Here is a 22,852-nt window from a genome sequence, read left to right on the forward strand (position 1 = left end):
TCTTCTCCGGTCCCCCGACCCCCGCAGGGCTTCAGGCCGCTTTAAGCCTTGGCGCCCTTGCGGCCCGTTTTCTTGTGAACAGGATCGACGCTCGCGCGCGTCTCGTCCAGTGGCCATCGTGGCCGAGCCGCGACATCGATGTCCGACGTCAGCCCTTTTTCCAGCCGCTCGGCCCCCGCCAGGGCGATCATCGCCGCATTGTCGGTGCAATAGGCCATCGGCGGCGCCAGGAAGGCGAAGCCGTGCTTCGTCGCCAGACCCTCCAGAGTCCGCCGGATCGTCTTGTTCGCCGCCACGCCGCCCGCCACCACGAACAGGCGATGTTCGTGCGCCTCGGCGTAAGCCTTCATCGCCCGCTCGGAGCGCTCGGCCAGTTGGCGCGCGATCGCCTTCTGCACCGCATCGGCCAGATCCGCCCGGTCCTGTTCCGTCTCGCAGGTCTGGGCCAGACGCGACGCCGCCGTCTTCAGCCCCGAGAAGGAGAAGTCGCAGTCCTTGCGCCCCAGCAACGCCCTCGGCAGCTCGAACCGCGAGCCGTCGCCGCCATTCTCTCGACTCTGGGCCGCCAGCTTCTCCAGCGCCGGCCCGCCCGGATAACCCAGCCCCAGGGCCTTGGCGATCTTGTCGAAGGCCTCGCCGGCCGCGTCGTCGATGGTGGTGCCCAGCCGGCTCATGTCGCCGATGCCGCGCACCTCCAGCAACTGGCAGTGCCCGCCCGAGACGAGCAGCAGCAGGAAGGGATAGGTCGTCTCCGCCCCCAGCCGCGCCGACACCGCATGACCTTCCAGATGGTTGACCGCGATCAGCGGCAAGCCCCGCGCCAGCGCCGCCGCCTTGCCGTAGGACAAGCCGACCATGACCCCGCCGACCAGGCCGGGGCCCGCCGTCGCCGCCACGCCGTCCAGCCCGCTCCAGTCCAGCCCGGCCTCGCTCATGGCCCGGCGCGTCACGCCGTCGATCATCTCCACATGGCTGCGGGCGGCGATTTCCGGCACGACCCCGCCATAGGCCGCATGGTCGTCGATCTGGCTGTGAATGACGCTGGACAGCACCTGGGCGCCCGCCGCCGACAGACGCACCACCGAAGCGGCGGTCTCGTCGCAGCTGGTCTCCAGACCCAGCACGGTCAAACCGTCCCGCTCCGGTCCGGTTGCCCCGTCCGCCGCCCTGCTATAGTCCGCGTCCATTGTCATCGGGCGGAGTTAGCGGCCCGCCCCCTTTCGCAACGGCGTCTCGACGTGACTCAACCTCTCCTGCGCATCGGCACCCGGCGTTCGCGCCTGGCTCTGGCCCAATCCGGCATGATGCAGCGCGCCATCGGCCGCGCCCTGGGCGTGCCCGAGGCTGAGATCGAAACTCTTGTCCCCCTGGTCGAGATCGTCACCACCGGCGACCGCATCCAGGACCGCCGCCTGCTGGAAGTCGGCGGCAAGGCCCTGTTCACCAAGGAGATCGAGGAGGCCCTGCTGGACGGCCGCGTCGACGTCGCCGTTCACTCCATGAAGGACGTCCCTGCCGAACAGCCGCCCGGCCTGGCCATCGCCGCCGTGCCCGAGCGCGAAGATCCCCGCGACGCCTTCATCAGCGAGCGCTACGCGACCTTCGCCGACCTGCCCCAGGGCGCCCGTTTCGGCACCGCATCCCTGCGTCGTCAGGCCCAGGCGGTGGCCCTGCGCCCCGACCTCAACATCGAGATGCTGCGCGGCAACGTCGACACCCGGCTGAAGCGTCTGCGCGACGGCGACTTCGACGCCATCCTTCTGGCCTGTTCGGGCCTCAATCGCCTGGGCCTGGGCGAAGTCATCCGCCAGCGCCTGCCACTGGACGCCTTCCTGCCCGCGCCGGGCCAGGGCGCCCTGGCCCTGCAGACGCGCGAGGACGACGTGAACGCCGCCTGGACCCACGCCCTCAACCACGCGCCCACCGCCCTCTGCGTCGCCGCCGAGCGCGGGGCCATGACCGCGCTGGAAGGCTCCTGCCGCACCGCCATCGGCGCCTACGCCCACATCGCGGAAGGCCGCCTGCATCTCAGCACCGAAATGCTCAGCCCCGACGGGTCGGGCCGCTGGACGCGCTCAGGCGAGATCGCCGCCCCTGCCGACCTGACCCAAGCCGACCTTTCCGCCGCCCGCGCCCTCGGTCTCGATCTCGGCGGCCAGGTCCAGGCCGTGGCCGGCGATCAAAAGATCGCGCTCTAGAGCCGTGACGCCGATCCGCCGCGTCTGGGTCACGCGCGCCGAGCCGGGCGCCGCCCGCACGGCGGACCGGCTGACGGCGCTGGGCTTCGAGCCCGTGGTCGTCCCGCTCCTGACGCTCGCCCCCTGCCCGGCGCGCTCAACGCCGCGCCCCCGCCCGACGCTGTCGCCGTACTCGCCCTAACCAGCCCCAACGGCGTCGAGGCCTTCGCTCCCCTGATCCCGCGCTTTCGCGACCACCCCGTCTTCGCCGTCGGCGACGCCACCGCCGAGGCCGCCCGCGCCGCAGGCTTCGCCGACGTGCGCTCCGCCGCCGGCGACATCCACGCCCTCGCCCGCCTGATCGCCGCCGAAGCCCCGCCCGGCCCGCTGCTAGCGCCAGGCGCACGCGAGCCGGCCGGCGACCTGCCCGCCCTGCTGCCCGACCGCCCGGTCCAGCGCCTGCCCGTCTACGCCGCCTTCGAGACGCATGCGCCCGCGCCCGGCGCCTTCGACGCGGTCATGTTGCATTCCCCACGCGCCGCCCGCGCCTTGGCGACCGACCTGCCCCGCGCCGCCTCATCCGGCCGCCTGGCCGTCTGCATTTCCGACGCGGCCGCCGCGCCCCTACGCCCCTTTGATTTCACGCAAATCCGCATCGCCGCAGCGCCCGATGAACCGTCGATGCTATCGGCTCTTGGCAAGCCCGCCGCGCCCGTATAAAGAGCCCTCCTCGCTCGCTCGCGCCTCCATACGCGGACGACGCCGGGGCCGCTTTAGCTCAGCTGGTAGAGCACCTCATTCGTAATGAGGGGGTCAGGTGTTCGAGTCACCTAAGCGGCACCACTCTCCATTCACCGCTATGCAACCGCCTTCACGCCTTGCGGCGGCCGTTTGGCCGTCACGCCGCCAGGGCGCGGATGGGGCTAGTAGGGACGAGGTCGCTGGGCGCGAAGCTGCGGACCTCGTGATTGCCGCGATACAGGTCTATGCGCTCCAGACGCGGCCAGTCGCGCGCGACTTCATTGACGCCACGCACGGCCTCGATCTCCGTGGCGCCCGACAGGACGCACAGCTCCGGCGTGATCGCCTCGGGCGTGTGGATCAGACAGTAGAAGACGTCCATCGGCGCACTCCCAACCTTCACTCGCCGTCCCTTGCCGAAGACTGATGACAGGGAAGCGGTTGGAAGTGCGACGCTTTGGAGAAACCGAAACCTGCGGCTGAAGGCCACCTAGCTGGTGAAGAATTGCTGGGTGCCGTGCGCCTCGATCGCGCCCGCCAGACGCCCCAGGGCGTGGATGTAGGCCGCGGTGCGCAAGGTGACCTTCTTGTCCTCGGCGATGGACCACACGGCGTCGCCCTCGGTCTCGATGATCGTCTTGAGGCGCGACTGCACCTCGTCCAGCGTCCAGTAGTAGCCTTGGCGGTTCTGGACCCATTCGAAATAGGACACGGTCACCCCGCCCGCATTGGCCAGGATGTCCGGCAGGACGATCACGCCCTTTTCGGCCAGGATGCGGTCGCCCTCGGGCATGATCGGGCCGTTGGCCAGCTCCAGCACGACCTTGGCCTGAACCGAGGCGGCGTTGCCGTCGTGGATCATGTCCTCCATCGCCGAGGGGGCCAGGACGTCGCATTCGACAGCGATCAGTTCATCCGGCGAAATGACCTTGCCGCCGTGTTCAGCCTGAACCACCGACTGGCCAGCCGCCTTGGCCGCCAACAGGGCGTCCAGGTCGAGGCCGGAGGCCGCGTGAACGGCGCCGCCCGAGTCCGACACGGCGACGATCTTGGCGCCGATGCTGCGGAACAGGCGCGCCGCGTGCTGGCCCGCATTGCCGAAGCCCTGAACCGCCACGCGCAGGCCTTCGGTCGGCAGCCCCAGCCGCTCGGTCAGGTGGCAGGTGAGGTAGAAGCCGCCGCGCGCCGTGGCGTCCTCGCGCCCCACCGAACCGCCCAGGGCGATCGGCTTGCCGGTGATGACGGCGGGCGCCGCCTGACCCTGGATGGACGCGTATTCATCGGCCATCCAGCCCATGATCATGGCGTTGGTGTAGACGTCGGGGGCCGGAATGTCGCGGTCGGGGCCGATGATGCCGGCGAAGGCCTGGACATAGGCGCGCGACAGCCGCTCCAGCTCGGCCTTGGACAGGCTCTTGGGATCGACCTGCACCGCCCCTTGCCGCCGCCGTAGGGCAGGTTGGTCACGGCGCACTTCACCGTCATCCAGAAGGCCAGGGTCTCGACCTCCTCCGCCGTGGAGGCCGGGTGAAAGCGGATGCCGCCCTTGGTGGGGCCGCGCGTGTCGTCATAGCGACAGCGCCAGGCGAGGAAGGATTTGCGCGACCCGTCGTCCATGCGGATCAACAGTCGGACCTTCATCGTCTCGCGCGGATATTTCAGCTTCTCCAGCACATCGCTATCGATCTGCACGTGGCGCGCCGCCTCGTCGAGGCGGGTCAGGGCCGCGTCTAGGATGTTTGGATTCGGCATGTTTGTTCCAAATATATAGGCACAAGGTCGCTCCCATCGTGGAAACGAGCCCGTTTTTTGACCCAGAAAGGATTTTGCTGCCACATCAAATGCTGCAGCGCAATAGTTCGTGTGCGTCTGCGAGACGCTTCACGCCCGGCAAAAGGCGGCGGGAGACGCCTGGTCGTCAGGACAGATGCCGTCTTGCACGTATAAGCATATCTTTATATGTCTGAGGACATTGTCGTCACGCAGGAGCCTGCCTTGGCCCGTTCGTCGTTCCTCTTCACCTCCGAGAGCGTTTCGGAAGGCCACCCTGACAAGGTCGCCGATCAGATCTCGGACGCCATCGTCGACCTGTTTCTATCCAAGGACCCCGAGGCTCGGGTGGCCTGTGAAACCCTGACGACGACCAATCTGGTGGTGATCGCCGGCGAAATCCGCGGCCAGGGCATCATGGATACGGCGGGCAACTGGGCCCCCGGCGTCGAACAGGAAATCGAAGATACGGTGCGCGGCGTGGTGCGCGACATCGGCTATGAACAGGACGGCTTCCACTGGAAGACGCTGCAGTTCCAGAACCACCTGCACCCGCAGTCGGCCCACATCGCCCAGGGCGTCGACGCCGGCGAGGACAAGGACGAGGGCGCGGGCGACCAGGGCATCATGTTCGGCTACGCCTCGAACGAGACGCCGGAACTGATGCCGGCCACCCTGGCCTACAGCCACAATATCCTGAAGGCCCTGGCCGAGGCCCGTCACTCGGGCGAGGAGCCGGGCCTGGAGCCCGACGCCAAGAGCCAGGTGACCCTGCACTACGAAAACGGCCGCCCGGTGCGCGCGACCTCCATCGTCGTCTCGACCCAGCACAAGGCGAACCTGAGCCAAGACCAGGTCGCGGCCATCGTGAAGCCCTATGTCGAACAGGTGCTGCCGGACGGCTTCATCACCGCCGAGACCGAGTGGCACATCAACCCGACCGGCACCTTCGTCATCGGCGGGCCTGACGGCGACGCCGGCCTGACCGGGCGCAAGATCATCGTCGACACCTACGGCGGCGCGGCCCCGCACGGCGGCGGCGCCTTCTCGGGCAAGGACCCGACCAAGGTGGACCGCTCGGCCGCCTATGCCTGCCGCTACCTGGCCAAGAACGTCGTCGCGGCGGGTCTGGCCGACCGCTGCACCATCCAGATCAGCTACGCCATCGGCGTGTCCAAGCCCCTGTCGGTCCACGTCGACCTGCACGGCACGGGCAAGATTGACGAGGCGGTGCTGGAGCGCGAACTGCCCAAGCTGATCGGCGGCGCCTCGCCGCGCGCCATCCGCGAGCATCTGGGCCTGAACAGGCCCATCTATCGCCGCAGCGCCGCCTATGGCCATTTCGGCCGGACGCCGGACGCCGACGGCGGCTTCTCGTGGGAAAAGACCGACCTCGTGGACGCGCTCAAAGCCCTGGCCGCCTGAGACCGATAAACGGCTGAAAATCCAGCTGGAAACAGGGGCGTTGCGGGCTGGCTCGCGGCGCCCTTTCTGCTTAGAGCGGCGGTTCGGGACGCGGCGCCGCAATCATGCCCTTGCATCGCGGCGCGTCTGGTCCTTTAAGCGCGCCGAATGCGCCGATACGCATCCTATTGAAAGGAATTCCCGACCGATGAGCAAGCCCGCCCCCAAGAAAGTCGTCCTCGCCTATTCGGGCGGGCTGGACACGTCGATCATCCTGAAGTGGCTGCAGACGGAGTATAACGCCGAGGTGGTGACCTTCACCGCCGACCTGGGCCAGGGCGAGGAGCCTCGCTCCCGCCAAGGAAAAGGCGCTGAAGCTGGGCATCAAGCCCGAGAACATCTTCATCGACGACCTGCGCGAAGAGTTCGTGCGCGACTTCGTCTTCCCCATGTTCCGCGCCAACACCGTCTATGAGGGCCAGTATCTGCTGGGCACCTCGATCGCCCGTCCGCTGATCTCCAAGCGCCAGATCGAGATCGCCCGCATGGTCGGCGCCGACGCCGTCTGTCACGGGGCCACCGGCAAGGGCAACGACCAGGTCCGCTTCGAGCTGGGCTATTATGCGCTGGAGCCCGACATCCGCGTCGTCGCCCCGTGGCGCGAGTGGGACTTCAAGTCCCGCGAGGCCCTGCTGGACTTCGCCGAGAAGCACCAGATCCCGATCTCCAAGGACAAGCGCGGCGAGGCCCTTCTCGGTCGACGCCAACCTTCTGCACTCCTCGTCCGAGGGCAAGGTGCTGGAAGACCCGGCCGTCGAGGCGCCCGAGTTCGTGCACCAGCGCACCATCGCGCCGGAAGACGCCCCGGACACGCCGACCATCATCACCATCGCCTATGAAAAGGGCGACCCGGTCGCCATCGACGGCGAGGCCCTGTCGCCCGCCGCCCTGCTGACCAAGCTGAACCAGCTGGGTCATGATAACGGCGTCGGCCGTCTGGACATGGTCGAGAACCGCTTCATCGGCATGAAGTCGCGCGGCGTTTATGAGACCCCGGGCGGCACGATCATACTGGCCGCCCATCGCGGCATGGAGTCGATCACGCTGGATCGCGGCGCCATGCACCTGAAGGACGAGCTGATGCCGAAATACGCCTCGCTCATCTACAACGGCTTCTGGTTCAGCCCCGAGCGCGAGATGCTGCAGGCCGCCATCGACCACAGCCAGCAGAAGGTCTCGGGCACGGTCCGCGTGAAGCTCTACAAGGGCAACGTGACCATCATCGGCCGCGAGAGCCCCAACAGCCTGTACGATCAGGATCTGGTGACCTTCGAGGAAGGCGTCCAGGCCTATGACCACAAGGACGCCGAAGGCTTCATCAAGCTGAACGCCCTTCGCCTGCGCGTCCTGGCCAAGCGGGACGGCCAGAAGGGCTGAGCCGCCCTCTTAAAACCCAAGCCTACCGGGGCCGGGCGATTCTCAGGATCGCCCGGCTTCTGTCATCCGTGACCCAGATGGAGCCGTCCGACGCCGTCGCCATCGTCACGGGAGAGCCGCGCGGGTGGCGGCCGGCGATCCTGTCCCAGCCCGGCGTCAGCACCTTGCCGTTCACGCTGGGCGCCCCGGCGGGGTAGGGCAGGGCGCCGCGCGGATAGATGGCGTAGCGCCCGCCGATATCGGTCAGGGGCCGCCCCGCCTCGTCCGTTTCGACCGCCACGACGCGACCGGCCGTGCGGCGGAAACCGTGCCAGGTCATCAGCAGTCGTCCCTGAAGTTCGGGGAACATCGCTCCCTCATAATAGATCAGGTCCAGCGGCGCCGCGTGCGGCGGCAACAGGGCGATCGGCTTCTCGCGCTCATTGCAGCGCGCCTGACGCGCAGGCCAGCCGGGCAGGGGCGTGGCCAGATCGACGCAGTAGGGCCAGCCGTAATGGCGCCCTGCGTCAGGACGTTGATCTCGTCATAGGGATGATCCGGCGTCTCCAGATCGACCGAATTCTCGGCCTGAAGCACCGTCCCTGACGGGTGCCGCACCAGGGCGATGGAGTTCCTCAAGCCTGAGGCGAAGACGGTGCTGTCCTCAGCCCAGCGGCCGTTCCCCAGATAGACGTGGCGCCGCACCTGCGCCGTCGCGGCGTCCTCGACGCAGGCCCCGCGCGTATCCGTCTTCGGCTTGCCCGCCGCGTCGAGACAGCGGTCGCTGGGCGCCCCGACATTGACAAGCAGGTCGCCGTTTCCGTCGAAGACGAAACTGGACAGCGGGTGACGGTTGTCGTGCAGCCGGTTGTCCGGCAGGTCGCCGATGACGGTACGGACGCTGGCCTGGGCATCGGCCGCGTCGGGGTCCAGCGTCAGGATGCGGTTCATCTCGGACACATAGATGCGCCCGTCCGGCCCGCGCTTGACCGTGTGCGGCATGGACAGCCCGCCCGCCAGCCGCCGCCAGCGCGCCGCGCCGTCGGCCGCAAACGACAGCCGCCACACCGCCCCCTTGTCCGCCTCCCAGGCGCCCAGATCGGTGACCAGCCAGTCGCCGCCCTCCAGCGGCATCAGGCCGCGCGGCATGCGGGGACCGTCCTGCCCGGCTCCCTGCCAGACCAGCCCCAGACAATAGCCCGGCGCCATGCGCACCTGCGTCGCGGGGCGGCCGTCGCAGTCGCCCTGGAGCGCATAGCTTCGCGCCCCCGACTGCGCCCCCGACTGCGCCCGGGCGTCAGGCGCGAACGCCGCCAGCGACAACAGGACGGCGGCGGCGATCAGACGGATTTTCATGACGGTCAGGCCAGGTCCTGGATCTCTTCGTCGGTCAGTTCGCCGGGCACGATGGTGACGGGCAGTTTTCGGCCGGTGAAGGCGGCGCCCTGTTTCAGCACCGCCGAAATCAGCGGGCCGGGACCGCGCCCATTGGCCCCGGCGGCCAGGATCAGGATCTTGATGTCGGGGTCGTCGCCGACGGCCTTTCGGATGGCGGCCTGGGGATCGCCCTCCTCAATCAGATAGACGGGCGGGGCGCCCGAGGTTTCGGCGACCTTCTCGCCCAGCCGGGTCAGCAGGCCTTCCGCCTCTTCGCGCTGCTGACGGCGGATTTCATCGCGGACGCCGGACCAGTGCTCGTCCGATCCGCCGGGCAGGGCGCGCAGCAGCACGACATGGCCCCCGGTCGAGCGCGCACGGCGCGAGGCGTAGGCCAGGGCGGCGCCCAGCTCGGGACTGTCGTCGACGACGACGAGGAACTTCCTGGGCATGGGCCCTCCGGTTCACTGAACAGCAAGGCGCCACCTAAACCGACCCCGCCCCAAACGCCAAGGCCCGCCCGCCTCGCCACACGACGAAACGGACGGGCCCTGATTTGCCGCAGCGAATGATCGCGCTCCAAAAAGCGCTCAAGCAGCGAGCCGCCGCGCGGCGAGCGATAGCGCCAAAAAGGCGTTCAACCGGCGAGCGACCGCCTCGCGAGCGTAGCGCGTGACGCCGGGCTCTCGCCCGGCGTCATCACCACTTAGGAAGCCGAAGCCAACACCTCGCGGATCGCTCCATTCGCAATGGTCAGCTTGGCGAAGGTCCAGCCGGAGCCCGAGGTCTCGATCTCGTCGACCGAGCCGCGCAGGGCCTCCACCTGATCCATGCGGGCGCCGATCCAGGCGTCGACCGCCTGTTCCGCGCTTTCCTGGCCGACGCCCGCCGCCTGAGCCGAGGCCTTGGCCACGGCGCGGGTCAGCTGCTGCTGCTCGGTCATCAGGTCCTGGATCAGGCGACGCACCGCCAGGCGATCGAAGTGATCGGCCGACGGCACCGACCCGGCCGCCACGCGCAGGCGGTCGAAGTCGAAGGCGGCGCCGACCTGGTGATAGACGCGGGCCATGGCCGGGGCGTCCCAGCCCAGCTCGTTCGCCAGGTCGCCGATGTCGGCCGTGGCCACCATCGGACGCAGCATGGCGATGTCGCGGGCCAGCTCTTCGGGCGCGCCCAGGCCGATGAAGGTCTGGACCCGGTCTTCGTAGCGGGCGTGCTCATAACGCGACAGCACCGCGGGGCCCGCCGCGCGCAGGGCGTCGGCGGCGGGCTGATAGGCGGCGATCATGCCGCCGACCGTCGTCTCGGTGCGGGCCGCGCGGCGCGCCAGCCAGAAGGTCTGGCGACGCAGGACCAGGGCGATCTCCTGATACAGGGCCGTCTGAGCCTCGGCCGGGATCTTCAGGTCCAGGGCCTCGACCGCCTTCCAGGCCTCATCGAGGCGGAAGACGTGGCGCGCGGTCTCGAAGGCCGTGACCATGGCGGCGGTGTCGCACTCCGCCGCCGCCCGCAGGCGGTCGGGGAAGGTCGGCCCGGCCATGTTGACGATCTCGTTCGACAGCACGGTGGCGATGATGTCGCGACGCAGGCGGTGACCCTTCATGTCCTCTTCGAACTGGGCCAGCGGGGTGGGGAAGTAGTCGACCAGCATCCGCTCGAAGAAGGCGTCGTCCGGCGCCGCCGAGGCGACGATCTCGTCGAACAGTTCCAGCTTGGAATAGGCGGTCAGGACCGCCAGTTCCGGCCGCGACAGGGCCTGGCCCTGCAGCTTCATCTCGGCCATGCGGGCGTCGTCGGGCAGATATTCCACCGCCCGGTTCAGCTTACCGATCGAGACCAGGTGCTGCATGAAGGCCTGCTGGGCGTCCAGCGCTGCGGCGCCTTCGGCCTGTTGCAGGGTCAGGGCCAGGGTCTGGTCGTAGTTGTGACGCAGGACGTTGTGCGCCACCTCGTCGGTCATCGACTTCAGCAGAGCGTTGCGGTCCTCGGCCTTTAGGTGGCCCGAGGCGATGGCGCCGCCCAGCAGGATCTTGATGTTCACCTCCTGGTCGGAGGAGTCCACGCCGGCCGAGTTGTCGATGGCGTCGGTGTTCAGACGCACGCCCGCGCGCGCCGCCTCGATGCGGCCCAGCTGGGTCATGCCCAGGTTGGCGCCTTCGCCGATGATCTGGGCGCGGATGTCGCCGCCGTTGACGCGGATGGCGTCGTTGGCCTTGTCGCCGACCTGCAGGTTGGTCTCGCCCGAACCCTTGATGTAGGTGCCGATGCCGCCGAAGTAGAGCAGTTCGGCGCGGGCCTTGAGGATGGCTTGCATCAGGGTGACCGGATCGACCGTGTCCGCCTCGATATCCAGCAGGTCCTTGATCTGCGGGGTCAGGGTGATCGACTTGGCCGAGCGCGAGAAGACGCCGCCGCCTTCCGAGATCAGGCTCTTGTCATAGTCCTGCCAACTGGTGCGCGGGGTCTCGAACAGACGCTTGCGCTCTTCCCACGACCGGGCGGGGTCCGGGTTCGGGTCGATGAAGATGTCGCGGTGATCGAAGGCGGCCACGACCTTGGTCGCCTTGGACAGCAGCATGCCGTTGCCGAAGACGTCGCCGGACATGTCGCCCACGCCGACCACGGTGAAGGGCTCGGTCTGGATGTCCTTGCCGACCTCGCGGAAGTGGCGCTTGACCGCTTCCCAGGCGCCGCGCGCGGTGATGCCCATCTCCTTGTGGTCATAGCCGGCCGAACCGCCGCTCGCGAAAGCGTCGTCCAGCCAGAAGCCGTAGGACTGGCTGACGCCGTTGGCGATGTCCGAGAAGGTCGCCGTGCCCTTGTCGGCGGCCACGACCAGATAGGGGTCGTCGCCTTCCCAGGCCACGACATTGGCCGGGCGCACCGGGGCGGCGTCGCCGACGATGTTGTCGGTGATGTCCAGCATGCCGGACAGGAAGGTCTTATAGGCGCGGATGGCCTCGGCCTGCATTTCCTCGCGCGTGCCGCCGACCGGCAGCTGCTTGGGATAGAAGCCGCCCTTGGAGCCGACCGGGACGATGACCGAGTTCTTGACCTGCTGGGCCTTCACCAGACCCAGGACCTCGGTGCGGAAATCGTCGCGACGATCCGACCAGCGCAGGCCGCCGCGCGCCACCGGGCCGAAGCGCAGGTGCGAACCCTCGATGTGCGGCGCCCAGACGAAGATCTCGCGGAACGGCTTGGGCAGGGGCAGGTCGGCCAGTTCCTGACCGGCGATCTTGATCGAGATGTGCGCCTTCGGATGACCCTCGGCGTCGAGCTGATAGAAGTTGGTGCGCTTGATCCCGTCGATCAGGGCCGCGATCCGGCGCAGGGCGCGGTCGTGATCCAGGCTCTTCACGTCCTGCAGCAGGGTCTCGATCTTGGCGTCCAGTTCGGCGACCGAAGCCTCGCGCTCGGCCACCGAACCGCCGTGGGCCGGGTCGAACTTGGCCTTGAACAGCGACAGGATGGCGCGGGCCACGTCGGGATATTCGCGCAGGGCCGCTTCCTGCACCGCCTGCGACGGGTCCAGACCGGTCTGCTGGCGATAGCGGGCCAGGGTGCGGATCAGGGCCGCCTCGCGCCAGTCGACGCCCAGCTCGAGCACCAGACGGTTGAAGCCGTCGCTTTCGGTGCGGCCGTTCCACACGGCCTTGAAGGCCTCTTCGAACGGGGTCTTGAGATCGGCGAACACCAGGTCGGCGCCGCGCGGGTCTTCCAGCAGGAAGTCGTGGATGTAGATCGGCTCCTGACCGATCGTGCGCACCACGTGGTCGGATTCCTCCAGCGTCTTCAGGCCCATGTCGGCCAGGATCGGCAGGACGTCCGACAGCGGCACGGCCGAGCCGCGACGATACAGTTTGAAGCGGAACTGCAGGTTGGTCTCGTCGGCGGTGCGGAAGGCGCGCACCGCTACAGGCTCGGCGTGGACGCCATCGGCGGCCGCGCCGTCGTTGAGACGGTCGAACTGCTCCAGATCGGCCACGGCCTCGGCCGCGTCATAGCGGTCGCGGAAGGCGACGCCGAAGCCCTCGGCCCAGCGGGCGCTGGTCGGGCCGACGGCGGCCTCGTCCACCCCGGCCTGGCGCAGGGCGCGCTCGAAGCGGTCGATCCAGCTGCGGCCGGCCTCGGCCACCTCGGCTTCCAGCGCCTTGAGGTCGGGGACCGGATGCTCGCCCGGCGTCACGCCGATGATGTAGTGGACGCGAGTCAGCGGCTGGTCCGACATCTGCGGATAGGCGGCCGACACCCGGCCGCCCCAGGCCTGGGCCAGGATGGCGCCGATACGCTGGCGCAGGCCGGCGTCGTAGCGCTCGCGCGGGACGAAGCACAGCACCGAGACGAACCGGTCGAACGGATCGCGGCGCGTGAACAGGCGGATGCGCGGGCGGTCATACAGGTGCAGGATGCCCAGCGCCGTATCCAGCAGCTCGTCCTCGCCGATCTGGAACAGCTCGTCGCGCGGATAGTTTTCCAGGATGGTGCGCAGACGCTTGTGGTTGTGGCTGCCCGGCGCCTTGTCGGCGCGGGCCAGGGCGTTCTCGACCTTGCGGCGCAGCAGCGGCACCTCATGGGCCATGACGTCGTAGGCTTCATGGGTGAACAGGCCGACGAAGCGCGTCTCGCCCACGGCCCGGCCCTGATCGTCGAAACGCTTGACGCCGATGTAGTCCATATAGGCGCGGCGATGCACGCGAGAGCGCATATTGCCCTTGGCCACCGTGACCGGCTCGCTCTCGTTCAGCTGGGCCTGCATGGCGGGCGTCAGCACGGCCGGCTCATTGGCGCGGCGCAGGACGCGGCGCTCGGGGTCGCTGAGGACGCCCAGACCGTCGGTGGACTGGTTCAGGGCGCCTCGGCCTCATAGGTTCCGTCGGGGCCGCGCGGATAGTCGTACTGGCGCGCGCCCAGGAAGACGAAGTGGTCGTCCTTGACCCAGCGCAGGAAGGCGAGATTTTCGGCCAGCACCTCGGCGGCCACGCCCACCGGCGGATGGGCTTCCAGGCGGGCGATCTCGGCGCCCATCGCCTCCAGCATGGCGGCGTGGTCGCGCACGGCGGCGCGCACGTCGGCCAGAGCCGCGGCCAGGCCTTCGCCCAGGGCGTCGCGGCGCTCCTGCGGCAGGGGGTCGATGACGACGATGATCAGGAGTCGCGGCGTCCGGCCTCGACTTCGACGATCGGGTGGAACAGGGCGCGGACGGTGACGCCCGCCTCAGCCAGTTCGCCCAGGACGCTGTCGACCAGGAAGGGGCCGTCGTCCTGCAGGATCAGGACCTGATCATAGCCCGTGTTGACGCCGTGTTCGTCGACCAGAGGACCGACGGTGATGCGGGCGGGCTCGCCTGCCTTGCGGGCCTGGGCGCCGCGCCAGGCGCCCGCCAGCAGGACCGCCAGATCGTCGCCGCCCAGTTCGGGCGTCTCATCGGCGGCGTAGTCGTCGAAGGCCTGAGCCAGCAGCGCCTTTTCGGGCGCTCCCGGCGGCGCCGCAATCCGCGCATAGGCCGCTTCCAGCGCTCCCAAGTCAGCGGGAACGGCGGGAACGATGCGCGAAGCAGCGGACATGACGACAGTCTCAAACGGCGCGGTGGAAAACCGCTGGGGAAAACCGCGGCACCTTAGCGCGCCCGGCGAGAACGGCTAGGCCGCTTGAGCCCCGAAACGCATGGATTTTCAGTGTGCAGCGCACCATGTGGCGCAAGAGGCCCAGTTGTGGACGATTTTGCGAGCCACCCCCACGCAGCGCAGCAGCAAAAGCCCCATTTCCGCCATCTTCTGACGGAACCCGCCCGACGGCAGAGTGTCGACCTAGCCCCAGAAACGAACAAGGCCGTCGAACGATGTCCGACGGCCTGCTCGGTCCGGCGCTCAGGAGGGGAGGGGAAGCGCCGGCCTCAGACGCCGCGGCCCGGGAGGGGGGGGAGGGCCGCGTCGTGTGAGGATGAGATAGGCGGCGATTGCGGCCTTTCAAGGACAATTGAAGGATTATTTCAGGCTTCTATCCTGCGGCGGGACGTCGCGGCCCAAAATCCCTCCGAGCCAGGAAGAACCGCCCTTTGGCTGATTTTCCTTGCCGGGTTTGCGGGCATAGGGCTCGCCGTCGCCCGACAGCAGGACGGCGATCCAGCGCGACCCCTTGAACTCGGCCAGGATGGCCATGGCCATCACCGCCAGAGGCGTCGACAGGAACATCCCCGCCACGCCCCACAGCTTGCCCCAGAAGGCCAGGGCCAGCAGCACGACGATGGGGTCGATGTTCTGATTGTCGCCCTGCATCCGCGGCTGCACCAGATTGCCGACCACGAACAGCAGCACCTGAAGCCCGACGAACAGGACCGCCGCCGGCCAGTAGCTTTCGAACTGGACCAGGGCGAACAGGGGCGGGGCGCAGCCTGCGACCGCGCCGCCCAGCACCGGGATAAAGCCGATGATGAAGATGACGAAGGTCCAGAACTCCGCGTTCTGGAGCCCCACGGCCCGCATCAGCACCCAGGCGACGGCGCAGATCATGGCCCCGGTCACGGCCTGGACCCACAGATACCCTCGACCCCGCTGCGCACGCGCTCGAACACTTCCAGCGCCTCCTGACGCGGGCCGCGTTCGGGGAACATGCCGACCATCTTCTTTCGGAAGCCCGCCTGAGACGCCAGCAGGAAGCCGAGATAGATCATGACGAAGAAGGCGCCGGTCGCGGCCCCTGAACCTGAAAGGCGGCGCTGGTGAGCCAGCCGCGCACGTCGATGCCGGCGATCATGTCGTGAAGGGTCGGAGGGTCGCTGAACCCGACCAGGGCGGACACGTCGCGGCTGATCTGGTCGATACGGGGGCCGATGCTGCCCGCCACGCCCGAGGCGTCGGTGAAGAAGCCCGCAGCGCCGTCGACGATGATCCAGATCGACAACAGGAAGCCCAGCACCACGACGAGCAGGGCTGCGGCGCCGGCGAAGCGCGGCGGGATCGGCGTGCGGCGTTCGATGGCCCGCTTCACCCCGTCGATCATGATCATCAGGAACATGGCCATGGCCAGGGGGTCAGGATGTCCCTGAGCCAATAGAGGGCCGCTCCTGCGGCCACGACGGCGATCAACACCACCGCAGTGGAAGCCGGCGAAGAATGATTGACGGTGATCGGAAGCTTCATGGCGGGACTGTCGTGCTGGCTTGAACCCGCGTCAATCGCTGTAAACCGCCGAGGTTCCGCCTTGCAGCGGCGGCGCGGTCGATTAAGCATGACTCGCCACGCAGGAGACCCGCTGATGACCGACGCCCCCGCCCTGTTCCTCGGCCAGTCCTTTGAGGGCGCGCCCGAGCGCCTGCTGTTGAACCGGGCCAATCGCCACGGGGTCGTGGCGGGCGCCACCGGCACCGGCAAGACCGTCACCCTGCAGATCATGGCCCAAGGCTTCTCCGAAGCGGGCGTCCCGGTCTTCTGCGCCGATGTGAAGGGCGACCTTTCGGGCATCAGCCAGGACGGCGGGCTCGACAAGTTCGCCGAACGGGCCGGCAAGATGGGGCTGACGCTGAACGGCAGGTCGGCGCCCGTCGTCTTCTGGGACCTGTACGGCCAGAAGGGCCACCCGATCCGCGCCACCATTTCCGACGTCGGCCCGGTGCTGCTGGCCCGGATGCTGGAGCTGAACGACGTGCAGGAGGGGTGCTGACCGTCGCCTTCCACGTCGCCGACAAGGAAGGTCTTCTGCTGCTGGACCTGGAGGACCTGCGGGCCCTGCTGGCCTATGTCGGTGAGAACGCTCAAGCGATCGGCCGCGAGGTCGGCAACGTCTCGCCGACCTCCATCGCCGCCATCCAGCGGGCTCTGCTTCAGCTGGAGCAGCAGGGGGCAAGGCCTTCTTCGGCGAACCGGCCCTGCGGCTTGAGGACATGATGCGCACCGCCCTGGACGGCCGGGGCCAGGTGAACGTGCTGGATGCTACGCGGCTGATGAACAGCCCGCGCCTGTACGCCGCCTTCCTGCTGTGGCTGCTGAGCGAGCTGTTCGAGCAGCTGCCCGAGATCGGCGACCCGGAGAAGCCGCGACTGGTCTTCTTCTTCGACGAGGCGCACCTGTTGTTCAACGACGCGCCCAAGGGTCTGCTGGAAAAGGTCGAGCAGGTGGTGCGGCTGATCCGCTCCAAGGGCGTCGGCGTCTATTTCGTCACCCAGAACCCCGCCGACATTCCCGACAGCGTCCTGGCGCAGTTGGGCAACCGGGTGCAGCACGCCCTGCGCGCCTATACCCCCGCAGAACAGAAGGGTCTGCGCGCCGCCGCCCAGAGCTTCCGCACCAATCCCGCCTTCGACACGGCCGAGGCCATTCAGGCGCTGGGCGTGGGCGAAGCGCTCGTTTCAACTCTGGATGAGAAGGGCGCCCCCACCGTGGTGGCCCGGACCAAGATCCGTCCGCCCGACTCGCGCCTCGGCCCGGCGACCGAGGCTGAACGCGCCGCGACCATGGCCGCCAGCCCGGTGCGCGGCGTCTATGACACGGCGATCAACCGCGAGTCGGCCGAAGAGGTGCTGAAGGCCCGCCGCGCCCAGGCCGACCGTATTGAAGCCGAAACGGCCGCCGCCGCCGCAGAGGCTAAGGCGGCGCAAAAGGCCGCGCGTTCGGCGCCGGCTCCGCGCGCTCCGGCCACGCCCCGTCCCCGCGCGCCGTCCAACCGGCAGACCCCGGTCGAAGCCCTGACCAAATCCGTGCTGCGCACCGCCGGATCGACCATCACCCGCGAACTGCTGCGCGGCGTGCTGGGCAGTCTGAAGAAGCGCTAAAAACCTAGCTCAGTTCGACCGGGCGGCCGTCTTTATAGACGTCCGTGACCTTGATCCCGGCCAGCCGGTCGGGATCGATCGTCATCGGGTCCGCATCCAGAAGCACCATGTCCGCCAGCTTGCCCGGCGCCAGCGAACCCTTGCGGTCGTCCTCATAATGCTGCCAGGCGGCCCACAGGGTCATGGCCTTCAGGGCGACCTCGACCGGCACGCGCTCGTCCGGCCCCAGGATGTCGCCCGAGCGGGTGCGGCGCGTCACCGTGGCCGACAGCACGCGCAGGGCGTCGGGATTGGCCACCGGCGCGTCGTGGTGGCTGGTGAAGCGCATCCCGCGCCGCCAGGCCGAGCCGCAGGGCGAGATGAACTCGGCCCGCCGCGGCCCCAGCACGGAATCCCGGTGCCAGTCGCCCCAGTAAAAGGTGTGCATGGGGAAGAAGGAGGGGACGATCCCCAGAGCTTTCAGGTCGTCAAGCTGATCCATCCGCGTCGTCTGCCCGTGGATCAGCACCGGTCGGCGGTCGCGCGCGCCATGCTTGCGGCTGGCTTCGCGGACGGCGGCGATCATCAGGTCGATGGCCGCGTCGCCGTTGGCGTGGACTTCAATCTGCCAGTCGTTGGCGAAAGCCAGGTCGATGGCGTCCAGCGCCTGTTGCTCCGTCACCGCCGGATAGCCGCGCCAGGAGGCCGGCTGGCCCTCGGGCGGAACGAAGTAGGGCTGGGACAGCCAGGCCGTCTTGGCCTGCGGCGAGCCGTCCAGCGTCAACTTGACCCCGCCGATCCTGAAACGGCCCTCGTAATTTCGCCGGTACAGAGGCGTGGCCATGACGTCGGTCGAGGTCAGGATGTCGGGAAAGGACAAGATGTCGATGGGCAGGGCGCCCGCCTCGGCCAGGCCCGCCATCATGCGGCAGGTATCTGTGGACGAGCGGCCGTCCTGGGCCGTGGTGTAGCCGAAACGGGCGTAGTAGCGCGCGCCCTCGACGATCATCTGACGGTTGGCTTCGGCGTCCAGTCGCGTGAACAGGGCGCCCATGACGGCGAACAGGGCGGTCTCCTCCAACACGCCGTCCGGCTCGCGCGAGCCGTTCTTGCGCCGGAACACGCCGCCGGGCGGGTCGGCCGGGTCCGGCCCCACCCCCGCGGCGGCCAGGGCTGCGCCGTTGGCCGCGCCCAGGTGCCCCGACTGGTGCAGGAACAGCACCGCCACGGCGTCGGATATGGCGTCCAGTTCGTCCCGTGTGGGGTGCCTCCGCTCCTGCAGCTGGGAATCGTCATAGCCGAAGCCGATCACCAAGCCCGTGTCACGGACCAGGGCCGCATGACGGTTCATCCAATCGCGCGTGATCCGTTGCAGGGCGGCGATGTCGTTCCCCTCGCCGTCAGGCGCCGGCAGGAGGTTGGCGTAGCGGGCCTGCAATCCCACCATCGAGACATGGCCGTGCGGATCGAAGAAACCGGGCAGCAGGGTCCGCCCGTCAAGATCGACCCGGCGCGCGGCGCGCCCTGCCGCGGCCTGCACCTCCTCCAGCGAGCCGACCGCCACAATAGCGGCGCCGCGCACCGCCAAGGCCTCAGCGGTCGGTCGCGCATCGTCGATGGTGCGGATGGAGCCCCCGTGGAAGATCGTCGTCGCGGCCGTCTGAGCCTGCGCAAGGCCGCCGAGCGCCAGGCCTCCCGAGACGGCGCCCGTCATGAACAATCGCCGATCCATCGCATATGCAGCAGCCTGTCTCATGACGCTCTCCTGACCCCCGTCCACGCCTGTGTTAGCAACCCGCCGCGATATCGAGAGGTTCCTAGCCGCGCGGGATCAAGCGCCACATGCGCAAGGGGTGGCGCACCGCGCCCGCCTCGTGCCCCGCCGCATCGCCCCGGCCGATATAGAGGTCCGCACGCACCGGGCCGCGAATGGCCGAGCCGGTGTCCAGCGTCATGACCAGGCCGCGATAGCTGGCGCGGGCGCCGCGCAGATTGCCGCCGTCGGCCTCGATCCAGGCCGCCTCTCCATAGGTCCAGCGCGACGGGTCCACCGCCACCGAGCGCCGCGCGGGAAGGGCACGCCCGCCGCGCCCGTCGCCTCGTCGCCGTCATCAGGCTTGGTGGTGAAGAAGATGTAGCGCGGGTTCAGCGCCATCACGCGGCGCGCCTCCGGACCGCGATGGGCCGCCAGCCAGGCGCGTATGGCCTCGCCGGACGTGCCGTCGCGCGGCAGCAGGCCCTCGTCGGCCATGGGGCGGGCGATGCCGACGAACTTCGCCCCGTTGTCGGCGGCGTAGGCGGCGCGCAGACGGGCGCCGTCGGGGAAGGTCAGGGTGCCCGAGCCCTGGATCTGCAGAAAGAACAGATCCTCCGCCTTCATCCAGGCCAGGACCGACGACTGGGCCGAGCCGGCCTCGATGGCGGCGCGGTCGCCGACGCTGGACAGATTGGCCGGACGGCTGAGCACCGGCGCGTCGAACTCGGCGTCTGGCGTGCGGCGAGCCGGATATTCAGGGGCGAAATAGGCCGTCAGCAGGCCGCGTCCGCCGTCGTCGGTCTGGACCTCGGTGGCCGCGAAACGGCTTTCTAGGAAGGCGCGGGCGTCGCTGGGGTTGGCGCGGTCGACCAAGGCGCGGGCGTCGCGGCAGGTCTCGACCGCGATGCGCGACGGGCCGCAACCGGCGGCATAGGCGCGCAGGGCCGCCAGATGGTCTTCCTCGGCCCAGCCGGGCAGGGCCGCCAGATTAAGCGCGCCCGCGACCGGCGGCAGGGTCGGCCAGTCGACCGGCGGGGTGGGGCCGGGGGTCGGAATCGGGCGGGGCGTAGAGGCGCAGGCCGCCGCCAGCAGGCTCAGGGCCGCAACGCCCGCCCACGAAAGCGGAGCCGTAGGGGAACGGGCCGCGCCCGTCTGATCGAGGGACGCGGACCGGGCGATCATCAGGCGGCGGCCGGCTCGACGCGGGCCAGGGCCCAGTTCGGGTCGGACGCCCCCAGGCGGCGCTCAAAGGTCCAGATTTCAGCGGTGCGGCGTTCTTCCGTGACGGTCTCGCCGCCCGAGGGGGTCAGCGAGCCGCGCACCTCGGCCAGGAAGCGCACCTTGGCCAGGGCGCGATCGCCCTCGGCGGTGGCCAGCTCAAGATCGGCGCGCGGAGGGTGAACCAGCTCGGCGCTCTCGATATCGCCGCGCGCCTCACGGGCGGCGATGCCCGCCTCGAACGACCCCATGACCTTGTCGGTCAGCAGCGGGCGCAGGGCCTCCCGGTCGCCCTTGGCGTAGGCCCCCACAATGGTCTCATAGGCCTGACGCGCGCCCTCCAGGAACCGGTGCGGGTCGAAGTTGGGATCGCGCGCCTTCAGCCCGGCGATCGCCGCCGTCAGTGCCGGGTCGACAGCCGGCCCCCGGGGCGCCTCGGCCGCGCCGCCCAGCGCCGCCGGAACCGCCATCGGTTTCGGATTGTCCTCCGGCTGACGGCCGACCTTCTTGCCCAGCACATTATAAAGCTGGAACAGCAGAACCGCCGCGATAACGGCGAAGATCACGATCTGAAAGGTCACCGGCACGGTGGGTTCCTCGATTTTAGTCAGGCCGCCTGTCGCACGTCAGGAGGAGCCCGGCGGGCTCGCCTTCCAAGCGAAAGGGCTGGGCGTACAATGTGATTAGGGGTCGATCCGGGCGGGCGCAAGGCGAAGCAGGGGGCGAACGCCGGTCTCGACGTTGCGACACAGGGTCTCGCCATGCTACCGCCGCCCCTCACGCCTGCTCGACGAACGAGCGGGACGCCTCATTTCTGCAAGACGGTTTCCATACCCATGACCGACGCCACGCCGCCCGCCGACGCCAACGGCCAGACGCCCGACCAAGCCCAGCCGCAGGACGGCCAGCCGCAAGGCCCGGGCTTCCGCATCCTGGCCCAATACGTCCGCGACCTGTCGTTCGAAAACCCCAAGGCGCCGGACAGCCTGCGCATCGACGGCAAGCCCGCCATCGACATGGGCGTCGAAATGAACGCCCAGGGCCGCCCGGACGGCCTGTTCGAAGTGGACCTGAAGCTGTCGATCAAGGCGACGGCCGACGACAAGTCGCCGGTGTTTCACGTGGAACTGCTCTACGGCGGCCTGTTCGCCCTGCAGGGCGTCCAGCCCCAGGACATCGAGCCCCTGCTGCTGATCGAATGCCCGCGCTACCTCTTCCCCTTCGCGCGCCAGATCATCGCGCAGGCGACGGCGGACGGCGGCTTCTATCCGCCCTTCATGGTCGACCCGATCGACTTCGCCGCCATCTACCTCGCCCGCCAGCAGCAAATCGCCAGCGCGCCGGCCGAAACGGGCCAGGCTTGATAAAGGGTCGCTAGCGCGAGGCGCGCGGCGCCTCGCTGCTTGAGCGACAAGATTGATCGCTATCGCAGGACGCGCGGCGTCCTGCTGCTTGAGCGACGATTTACGGGGAAGGGGCGTCCGAAAGGGCGCCCCTTTTTCGTGGGGCGCATGCAGTCAGGCGGCTTCTTCGGTCTCTATCTCGACCGACACGCCATAGCCCGCCCACAGGCTGAAGTCCTTGATCGTCGCCTTGAGGAAGGCGAGGTGCGCCGCCTCTTCCTCGGCTGTGACGAAGGAGGGCAGGGGGCGCGGCCGGGCGCCATAGGCGGCGCGCACCGCGGTCTCCGCAGGACCGCCGCGCGTCGAGGTCAGGTCCAGCGCCCGCTCCTTGCCGCCGCGCAGCTCCAGATAGACCTCGGCCAGCAGGCGGGCGTCGATCAGGGCGCCGTGCAGGGTGCGCTCTACCAGGCTGATCTTGTAGCGCTTACACAGGGCGTCCAGCGAGTTGGCCATGCCCGGAAACCGCTTCTGGGCCAGGGCTAGGGTGTCGATCCAACGGTCCTGCGGCGGCGGCTTGCGGCCGATGCGGCCGATCTCGAAGTCGATGAAGTTGCGGTCGAAGTTGGCGTTGTGCGCGATCAGCGGCGCATCGCCCAGGAACTCCATCAGGTCGTCGACGACCTCATGAAATTTGGGCGCGTCCTTGACCTTGTCGTCGGTGATGCCGTGCACCTTGATGGCGTCGGGCGGGATCAGCCGTTCGGGGTTGATGAAGCGGTGAAAAGTCCGCCCCGTCGGCAGCAGGTCCTCGATCTCGATACAGCCCACCTCGATCAGCCGGTCGCCCGTCTTGGGATCGAAGCCGGTGGTTTCAGTATCGAGGACGATTTCGCGAGCCATG

The 22,852-nt window shown here is 68.8% G+C and carries 23 protein-coding genes, 1 tRNA gene and 2 pseudogenes; 8 read left to right on the plus strand and 18 right to left on the minus strand.

Features of this window, described 5'->3' with window-relative positions; translation table 11 throughout:
• Positions 1 to 41: 41 nt before the first annotated feature.
• Positions 42 to 1,193, minus strand: coding sequence for a tRNA (adenosine(37)-N6)-threonylcarbamoyltransferase complex transferase subunit TsaD (gene tsaD, locus V8F63_RS04595; RefSeq protein ID WP_392354637.1), 1,152 nt, complete (start codon positions 1,191 to 1,193; stop codon positions 42 to 44).
• Positions 1,194 to 1,301: 108 nt separating this feature from the next.
• On the opposite strand from tsaD, the gene hemC reads away from it, so the two are divergent.
• The 4 genes from hemC (at position 1,302) to V8F63_RS04615 (ending at position 3,020) form a co-directional block, all read left to right on the plus strand.
• A complete protein-coding gene (gene hemC / locus V8F63_RS04600; RefSeq protein ID WP_392355030.1) occupies positions 1,302 to 2,198 on the plus strand; it encodes a hydroxymethylbilane synthase in 897 nt (298 codons plus the stop codon).
• A 4-nt stretch (positions 2,199 to 2,202) separates the two neighbouring features.
• The gene (locus tag V8F63_RS04605; RefSeq protein WP_392354638.1) at positions 2,203 to 2,379 is read left to right on the plus strand and encodes a hypothetical protein; all 177 of its coding nucleotides are present in this window, start codon (positions 2,203 to 2,205) and stop codon (positions 2,377 to 2,379) included.
• Positions 2,322 to 2,897, plus strand: coding sequence for a uroporphyrinogen-III synthase (locus V8F63_RS04610; protein ID WP_392355031.1), 576 nt, complete (start codon positions 2,322 to 2,324; stop codon positions 2,895 to 2,897). The genes V8F63_RS04605 and V8F63_RS04610 overlap by 58 nt, the downstream gene beginning before the upstream one ends.
• Positions 2,898 to 2,944: 47 nt before the next feature.
• Positions 2,945 to 3,020: transfer RNA gene (locus tag V8F63_RS04615), tRNA-Thr, on the plus strand.
• A 55-nt stretch (positions 3,021 to 3,075) separates the two neighbouring features.
• On the opposite strand, the gene V8F63_RS04620 is transcribed toward V8F63_RS04615, so the two are convergent.
• The 3 genes from V8F63_RS04620 to V8F63_RS04630 form a co-directional block, all read right to left on the minus strand.
• A complete protein-coding gene (locus V8F63_RS04620) occupies positions 3,076 to 3,300 on the minus strand; it encodes an oxidoreductase (protein ID WP_392354639.1) in 225 nt (74 codons plus the stop codon).
• 108 nt (positions 3,301 to 3,408) lie between these two features.
• Complete coding sequence (locus V8F63_RS04625) at positions 3,409 to 4,329, minus strand: Glu/Leu/Phe/Val dehydrogenase (RefSeq protein WP_392355032.1); 921 nt, start codon at positions 4,327 to 4,329, stop codon at positions 3,409 to 3,411.
• Positions 4,218 to 4,670: a Glu/Leu/Phe/Val dehydrogenase dimerization domain-containing protein gene (locus tag V8F63_RS04630; protein ID WP_392354640.1), complete on the minus strand. Its 453-nt coding sequence runs from the start codon at positions 4,668 to 4,670 to the stop codon at positions 4,218 to 4,220. Before V8F63_RS04630 ends, V8F63_RS04625 begins: the two co-directional genes overlap by 112 nt.
• A gap of 243 nt (positions 4,671 to 4,913) precedes the next feature.
• On the opposite strand from V8F63_RS04630, the gene metK reads away from it, so the two are divergent.
• Both metK and V8F63_RS04640 read left to right on the plus strand, forming a co-directional pair.
• Positions 4,914 to 6,113: a methionine adenosyltransferase gene (gene metK / locus V8F63_RS04635; protein WP_392354641.1), complete on the plus strand. Its 1,200-nt coding sequence runs from the start codon at positions 4,914 to 4,916 to the stop codon at positions 6,111 to 6,113.
• 187 nt (positions 6,114 to 6,300) lie between these two features.
• Positions 6,301 to 7,529 (plus strand): annotated as a pseudogene (locus V8F63_RS04640) (argininosuccinate synthase).
• Positions 7,530 to 7,551: 22 nt separating this feature from the next.
• Here the strand turns inward: V8F63_RS04640 and V8F63_RS04645 are convergent.
• From V8F63_RS04645 to V8F63_RS04685, 9 genes are all read right to left on the minus strand, one after another.
• Positions 7,552 to 7,926: a hypothetical protein gene (locus tag V8F63_RS04645; protein WP_392354642.1), complete on the minus strand. Its 375-nt coding sequence runs from the start codon at positions 7,924 to 7,926 to the stop codon at positions 7,552 to 7,554.
• A complete protein-coding gene (locus V8F63_RS04650; RefSeq protein WP_392354643.1) occupies positions 7,896 to 8,864 on the minus strand; it encodes a gluconolaconase in 969 nt (322 codons plus the stop codon). Before V8F63_RS04650 ends, V8F63_RS04645 begins: the two co-directional genes overlap by 31 nt.
• Before the next feature lie 5 nt (positions 8,865 to 8,869).
• Positions 8,870 to 9,337 (minus strand): universal stress protein, encoded by a 468-nt coding sequence (locus tag V8F63_RS04655; protein WP_253120874.1) that lies wholly within the window; start codon positions 9,335 to 9,337, stop codon positions 8,870 to 8,872.
• A gap of 254 nt (positions 9,338 to 9,591) precedes the next feature.
• Positions 9,592 to 13,659: an NAD-glutamate dehydrogenase gene (locus tag V8F63_RS04660; protein WP_392354644.1), complete on the minus strand. Its 4,068-nt coding sequence runs from the start codon at positions 13,657 to 13,659 to the stop codon at positions 9,592 to 9,594.
• Positions 13,660 to 13,733: 74 nt separating this feature from the next.
• Positions 13,734 to 13,955: a hypothetical protein gene (locus tag V8F63_RS04665; protein WP_392354645.1), complete on the minus strand. Its 222-nt coding sequence runs from the start codon at positions 13,953 to 13,955 to the stop codon at positions 13,734 to 13,736.
• A gap of 77 nt (positions 13,956 to 14,032) precedes the next feature.
• Positions 14,033 to 14,452, minus strand: a complete 420-nt coding sequence (locus V8F63_RS04670) for a hypothetical protein (RefSeq protein ID WP_392354646.1) — start codon at positions 14,450 to 14,452, stop codon at positions 14,033 to 14,035.
• 420 nt (positions 14,453 to 14,872) lie between these two features.
• The gene (locus V8F63_RS04675; RefSeq protein WP_392354647.1) at positions 14,873 to 15,409 is read right to left on the minus strand and encodes an AI-2E family transporter; all 537 of its coding nucleotides are present in this window, start codon (positions 15,407 to 15,409) and stop codon (positions 14,873 to 14,875) included.
• Entirely contained in the window at positions 15,406 to 15,558 is a 153-nt protein-coding gene (locus tag V8F63_RS04680) for a hypothetical protein (RefSeq protein WP_392354648.1), read from the minus strand. The genes V8F63_RS04675 and V8F63_RS04680 overlap by 4 nt, the downstream gene beginning before the upstream one ends.
• On the minus strand, positions 15,555 to 15,902 hold the full coding sequence (locus tag V8F63_RS04685; RefSeq protein WP_392354649.1) for a hypothetical protein: 348 nt from the start codon (positions 15,900 to 15,902) through the stop codon (positions 15,555 to 15,557). The genes V8F63_RS04680 and V8F63_RS04685 overlap by 4 nt, the downstream gene beginning before the upstream one ends.
• A gap of 240 nt (positions 15,903 to 16,142) precedes the next feature.
• On the opposite strand from V8F63_RS04685, the pseudogene V8F63_RS04690 reads away from it, so the two are divergent.
• Positions 16,143 to 17,655: pseudogene (locus V8F63_RS04690) on the plus strand (helicase HerA-like domain-containing protein).
• A 4-nt stretch (positions 17,656 to 17,659) separates the two neighbouring features.
• Here V8F63_RS04690 and V8F63_RS04695 read toward each other — a convergent pair.
• From V8F63_RS04695 to timA, 4 genes are all read right to left on the minus strand, one after another.
• On the minus strand, positions 17,660 to 19,348 hold the full coding sequence (locus V8F63_RS04695; protein WP_392354650.1) for an amidohydrolase: 1,689 nt from the start codon (positions 19,346 to 19,348) through the stop codon (positions 17,660 to 17,662).
• A gap of 103 nt (positions 19,349 to 19,451) precedes the next feature.
• A complete protein-coding gene (locus tag V8F63_RS04700) occupies positions 19,452 to 19,691 on the minus strand; it encodes a 3D domain-containing protein (RefSeq protein WP_392354651.1) in 240 nt (79 codons plus the stop codon).
• Positions 19,586 to 20,572, minus strand: a complete 987-nt coding sequence (locus tag V8F63_RS04705; protein WP_392354652.1) for an MltA domain-containing protein — start codon at positions 20,570 to 20,572, stop codon at positions 19,586 to 19,588. Before V8F63_RS04705 ends, V8F63_RS04700 begins: the two co-directional genes overlap by 106 nt.
• Entirely contained in the window at positions 20,572 to 21,189 is a 618-nt protein-coding gene (timA, locus tag V8F63_RS04710; RefSeq protein ID WP_253121021.1) for a TIM44-related membrane protein TimA, read from the minus strand. Before timA ends, V8F63_RS04705 begins: the two co-directional genes overlap by 1 nt.
• Positions 21,190 to 21,444: 255 nt before the next feature.
• Here timA and secB point away from each other — a divergent pair, with 255 nt between their 5' ends.
• Positions 21,445 to 21,972, plus strand: a complete 528-nt coding sequence (gene secB, locus V8F63_RS04715; RefSeq protein ID WP_392354653.1) for a protein-export chaperone SecB — start codon at positions 21,445 to 21,447, stop codon at positions 21,970 to 21,972.
• Between the two features lie 153 nt (positions 21,973 to 22,125).
• Here secB and dnaQ read toward each other — a convergent pair whose 3' ends face one another.
• Entirely contained in the window at positions 22,126 to 22,851 is a 726-nt protein-coding gene (gene dnaQ, locus V8F63_RS04720) for a DNA polymerase III subunit epsilon (protein WP_025976420.1), read from the minus strand.
• Between the last annotated feature and the right edge of the window lies 1 nt (position 22,852).

It is taken from the genome of Brevundimonas sp. LF-1 (assembly GCF_037055305.1).
Lineage (GTDB): Bacteria > Pseudomonadota > Alphaproteobacteria > Caulobacterales > Caulobacteraceae > Brevundimonas > Brevundimonas sanguinis.

Bases quoted from the DNA above. Each gene is read 5' to 3' on its own strand.
- tsaD (WP_392354637.1), bottom strand. From the start codon at position 1,193: ATGACAATGGACGCGGACTATAGCAGGGCGGCGGACGGGGCAACCGGA.
- hemC (WP_392355030.1), top strand. From the start codon at position 1,302: ATGATGCAGCGCGCCATCGGCCGCGCCCTGGGCGTGCCCGAGGCTGAG.
- V8F63_RS04620 (WP_392354639.1), bottom strand. From the start codon at position 3,300: ATGGACGTCTTCTACTGTCTGATCCACACGCCCGAGGCGATCACGCCG.
- V8F63_RS04630 (WP_392354640.1), bottom strand. From the start codon at position 4,670: ATGCCGAATCCAAACATCCTAGACGCGGCCCTGACCCGCCTCGACGAG.
- V8F63_RS04650 (WP_392354643.1), bottom strand. From the start codon at position 8,864: ATGAAAATCCGTCTGATCGCCGCCGCCGTCCTGTTGTCGCTGGCGGCG.
- V8F63_RS04655 (WP_253120874.1), bottom strand. From the start codon at position 9,337: ATGCCCAGGAAGTTCCTCGTCGTCGTCGACGACAGTCCCGAGCTGGGC.
- V8F63_RS04670 (WP_392354646.1), bottom strand. From the start codon at position 14,452: ATGTCCGCTGCTTCGCGCATCGTTCCCGCCGTTCCCGCTGACTTGGGA.
- V8F63_RS04680 (WP_392354648.1), bottom strand. From the start codon at position 15,558: ATGATCTATCTCGGCTTCCTGCTGGCGTCTCAGGCGGGCTTCCGAAAG.
- V8F63_RS04685 (WP_392354649.1), bottom strand. From the start codon at position 15,902: ATGTTCCTGATGATCATGATCGACGGGGTGAAGCGGGCCATCGAACGC.
- V8F63_RS04695 (WP_392354650.1), bottom strand. From the start codon at position 19,348: ATGACGGGCGCCGTCTCGGGAGGCCTGGCGCTCGGCGGCCTTGCGCAG.
- V8F63_RS04705 (WP_392354652.1), bottom strand. From the start codon at position 20,572: ATGATCGCCCGGTCCGCGTCCCTCGATCAGACGGGCGCGGCCCGTTCC.
- secB (WP_392354653.1), top strand. From the start codon at position 21,445: ATGACCGACGCCACGCCGCCCGCCGACGCCAACGGCCAGACGCCCGAC.
- dnaQ (WP_025976420.1), bottom strand. From the start codon at position 22,851: ATGGCTCGCGAAATCGTCCTCGATACTGAAACCACCGGCTTCGATCCC.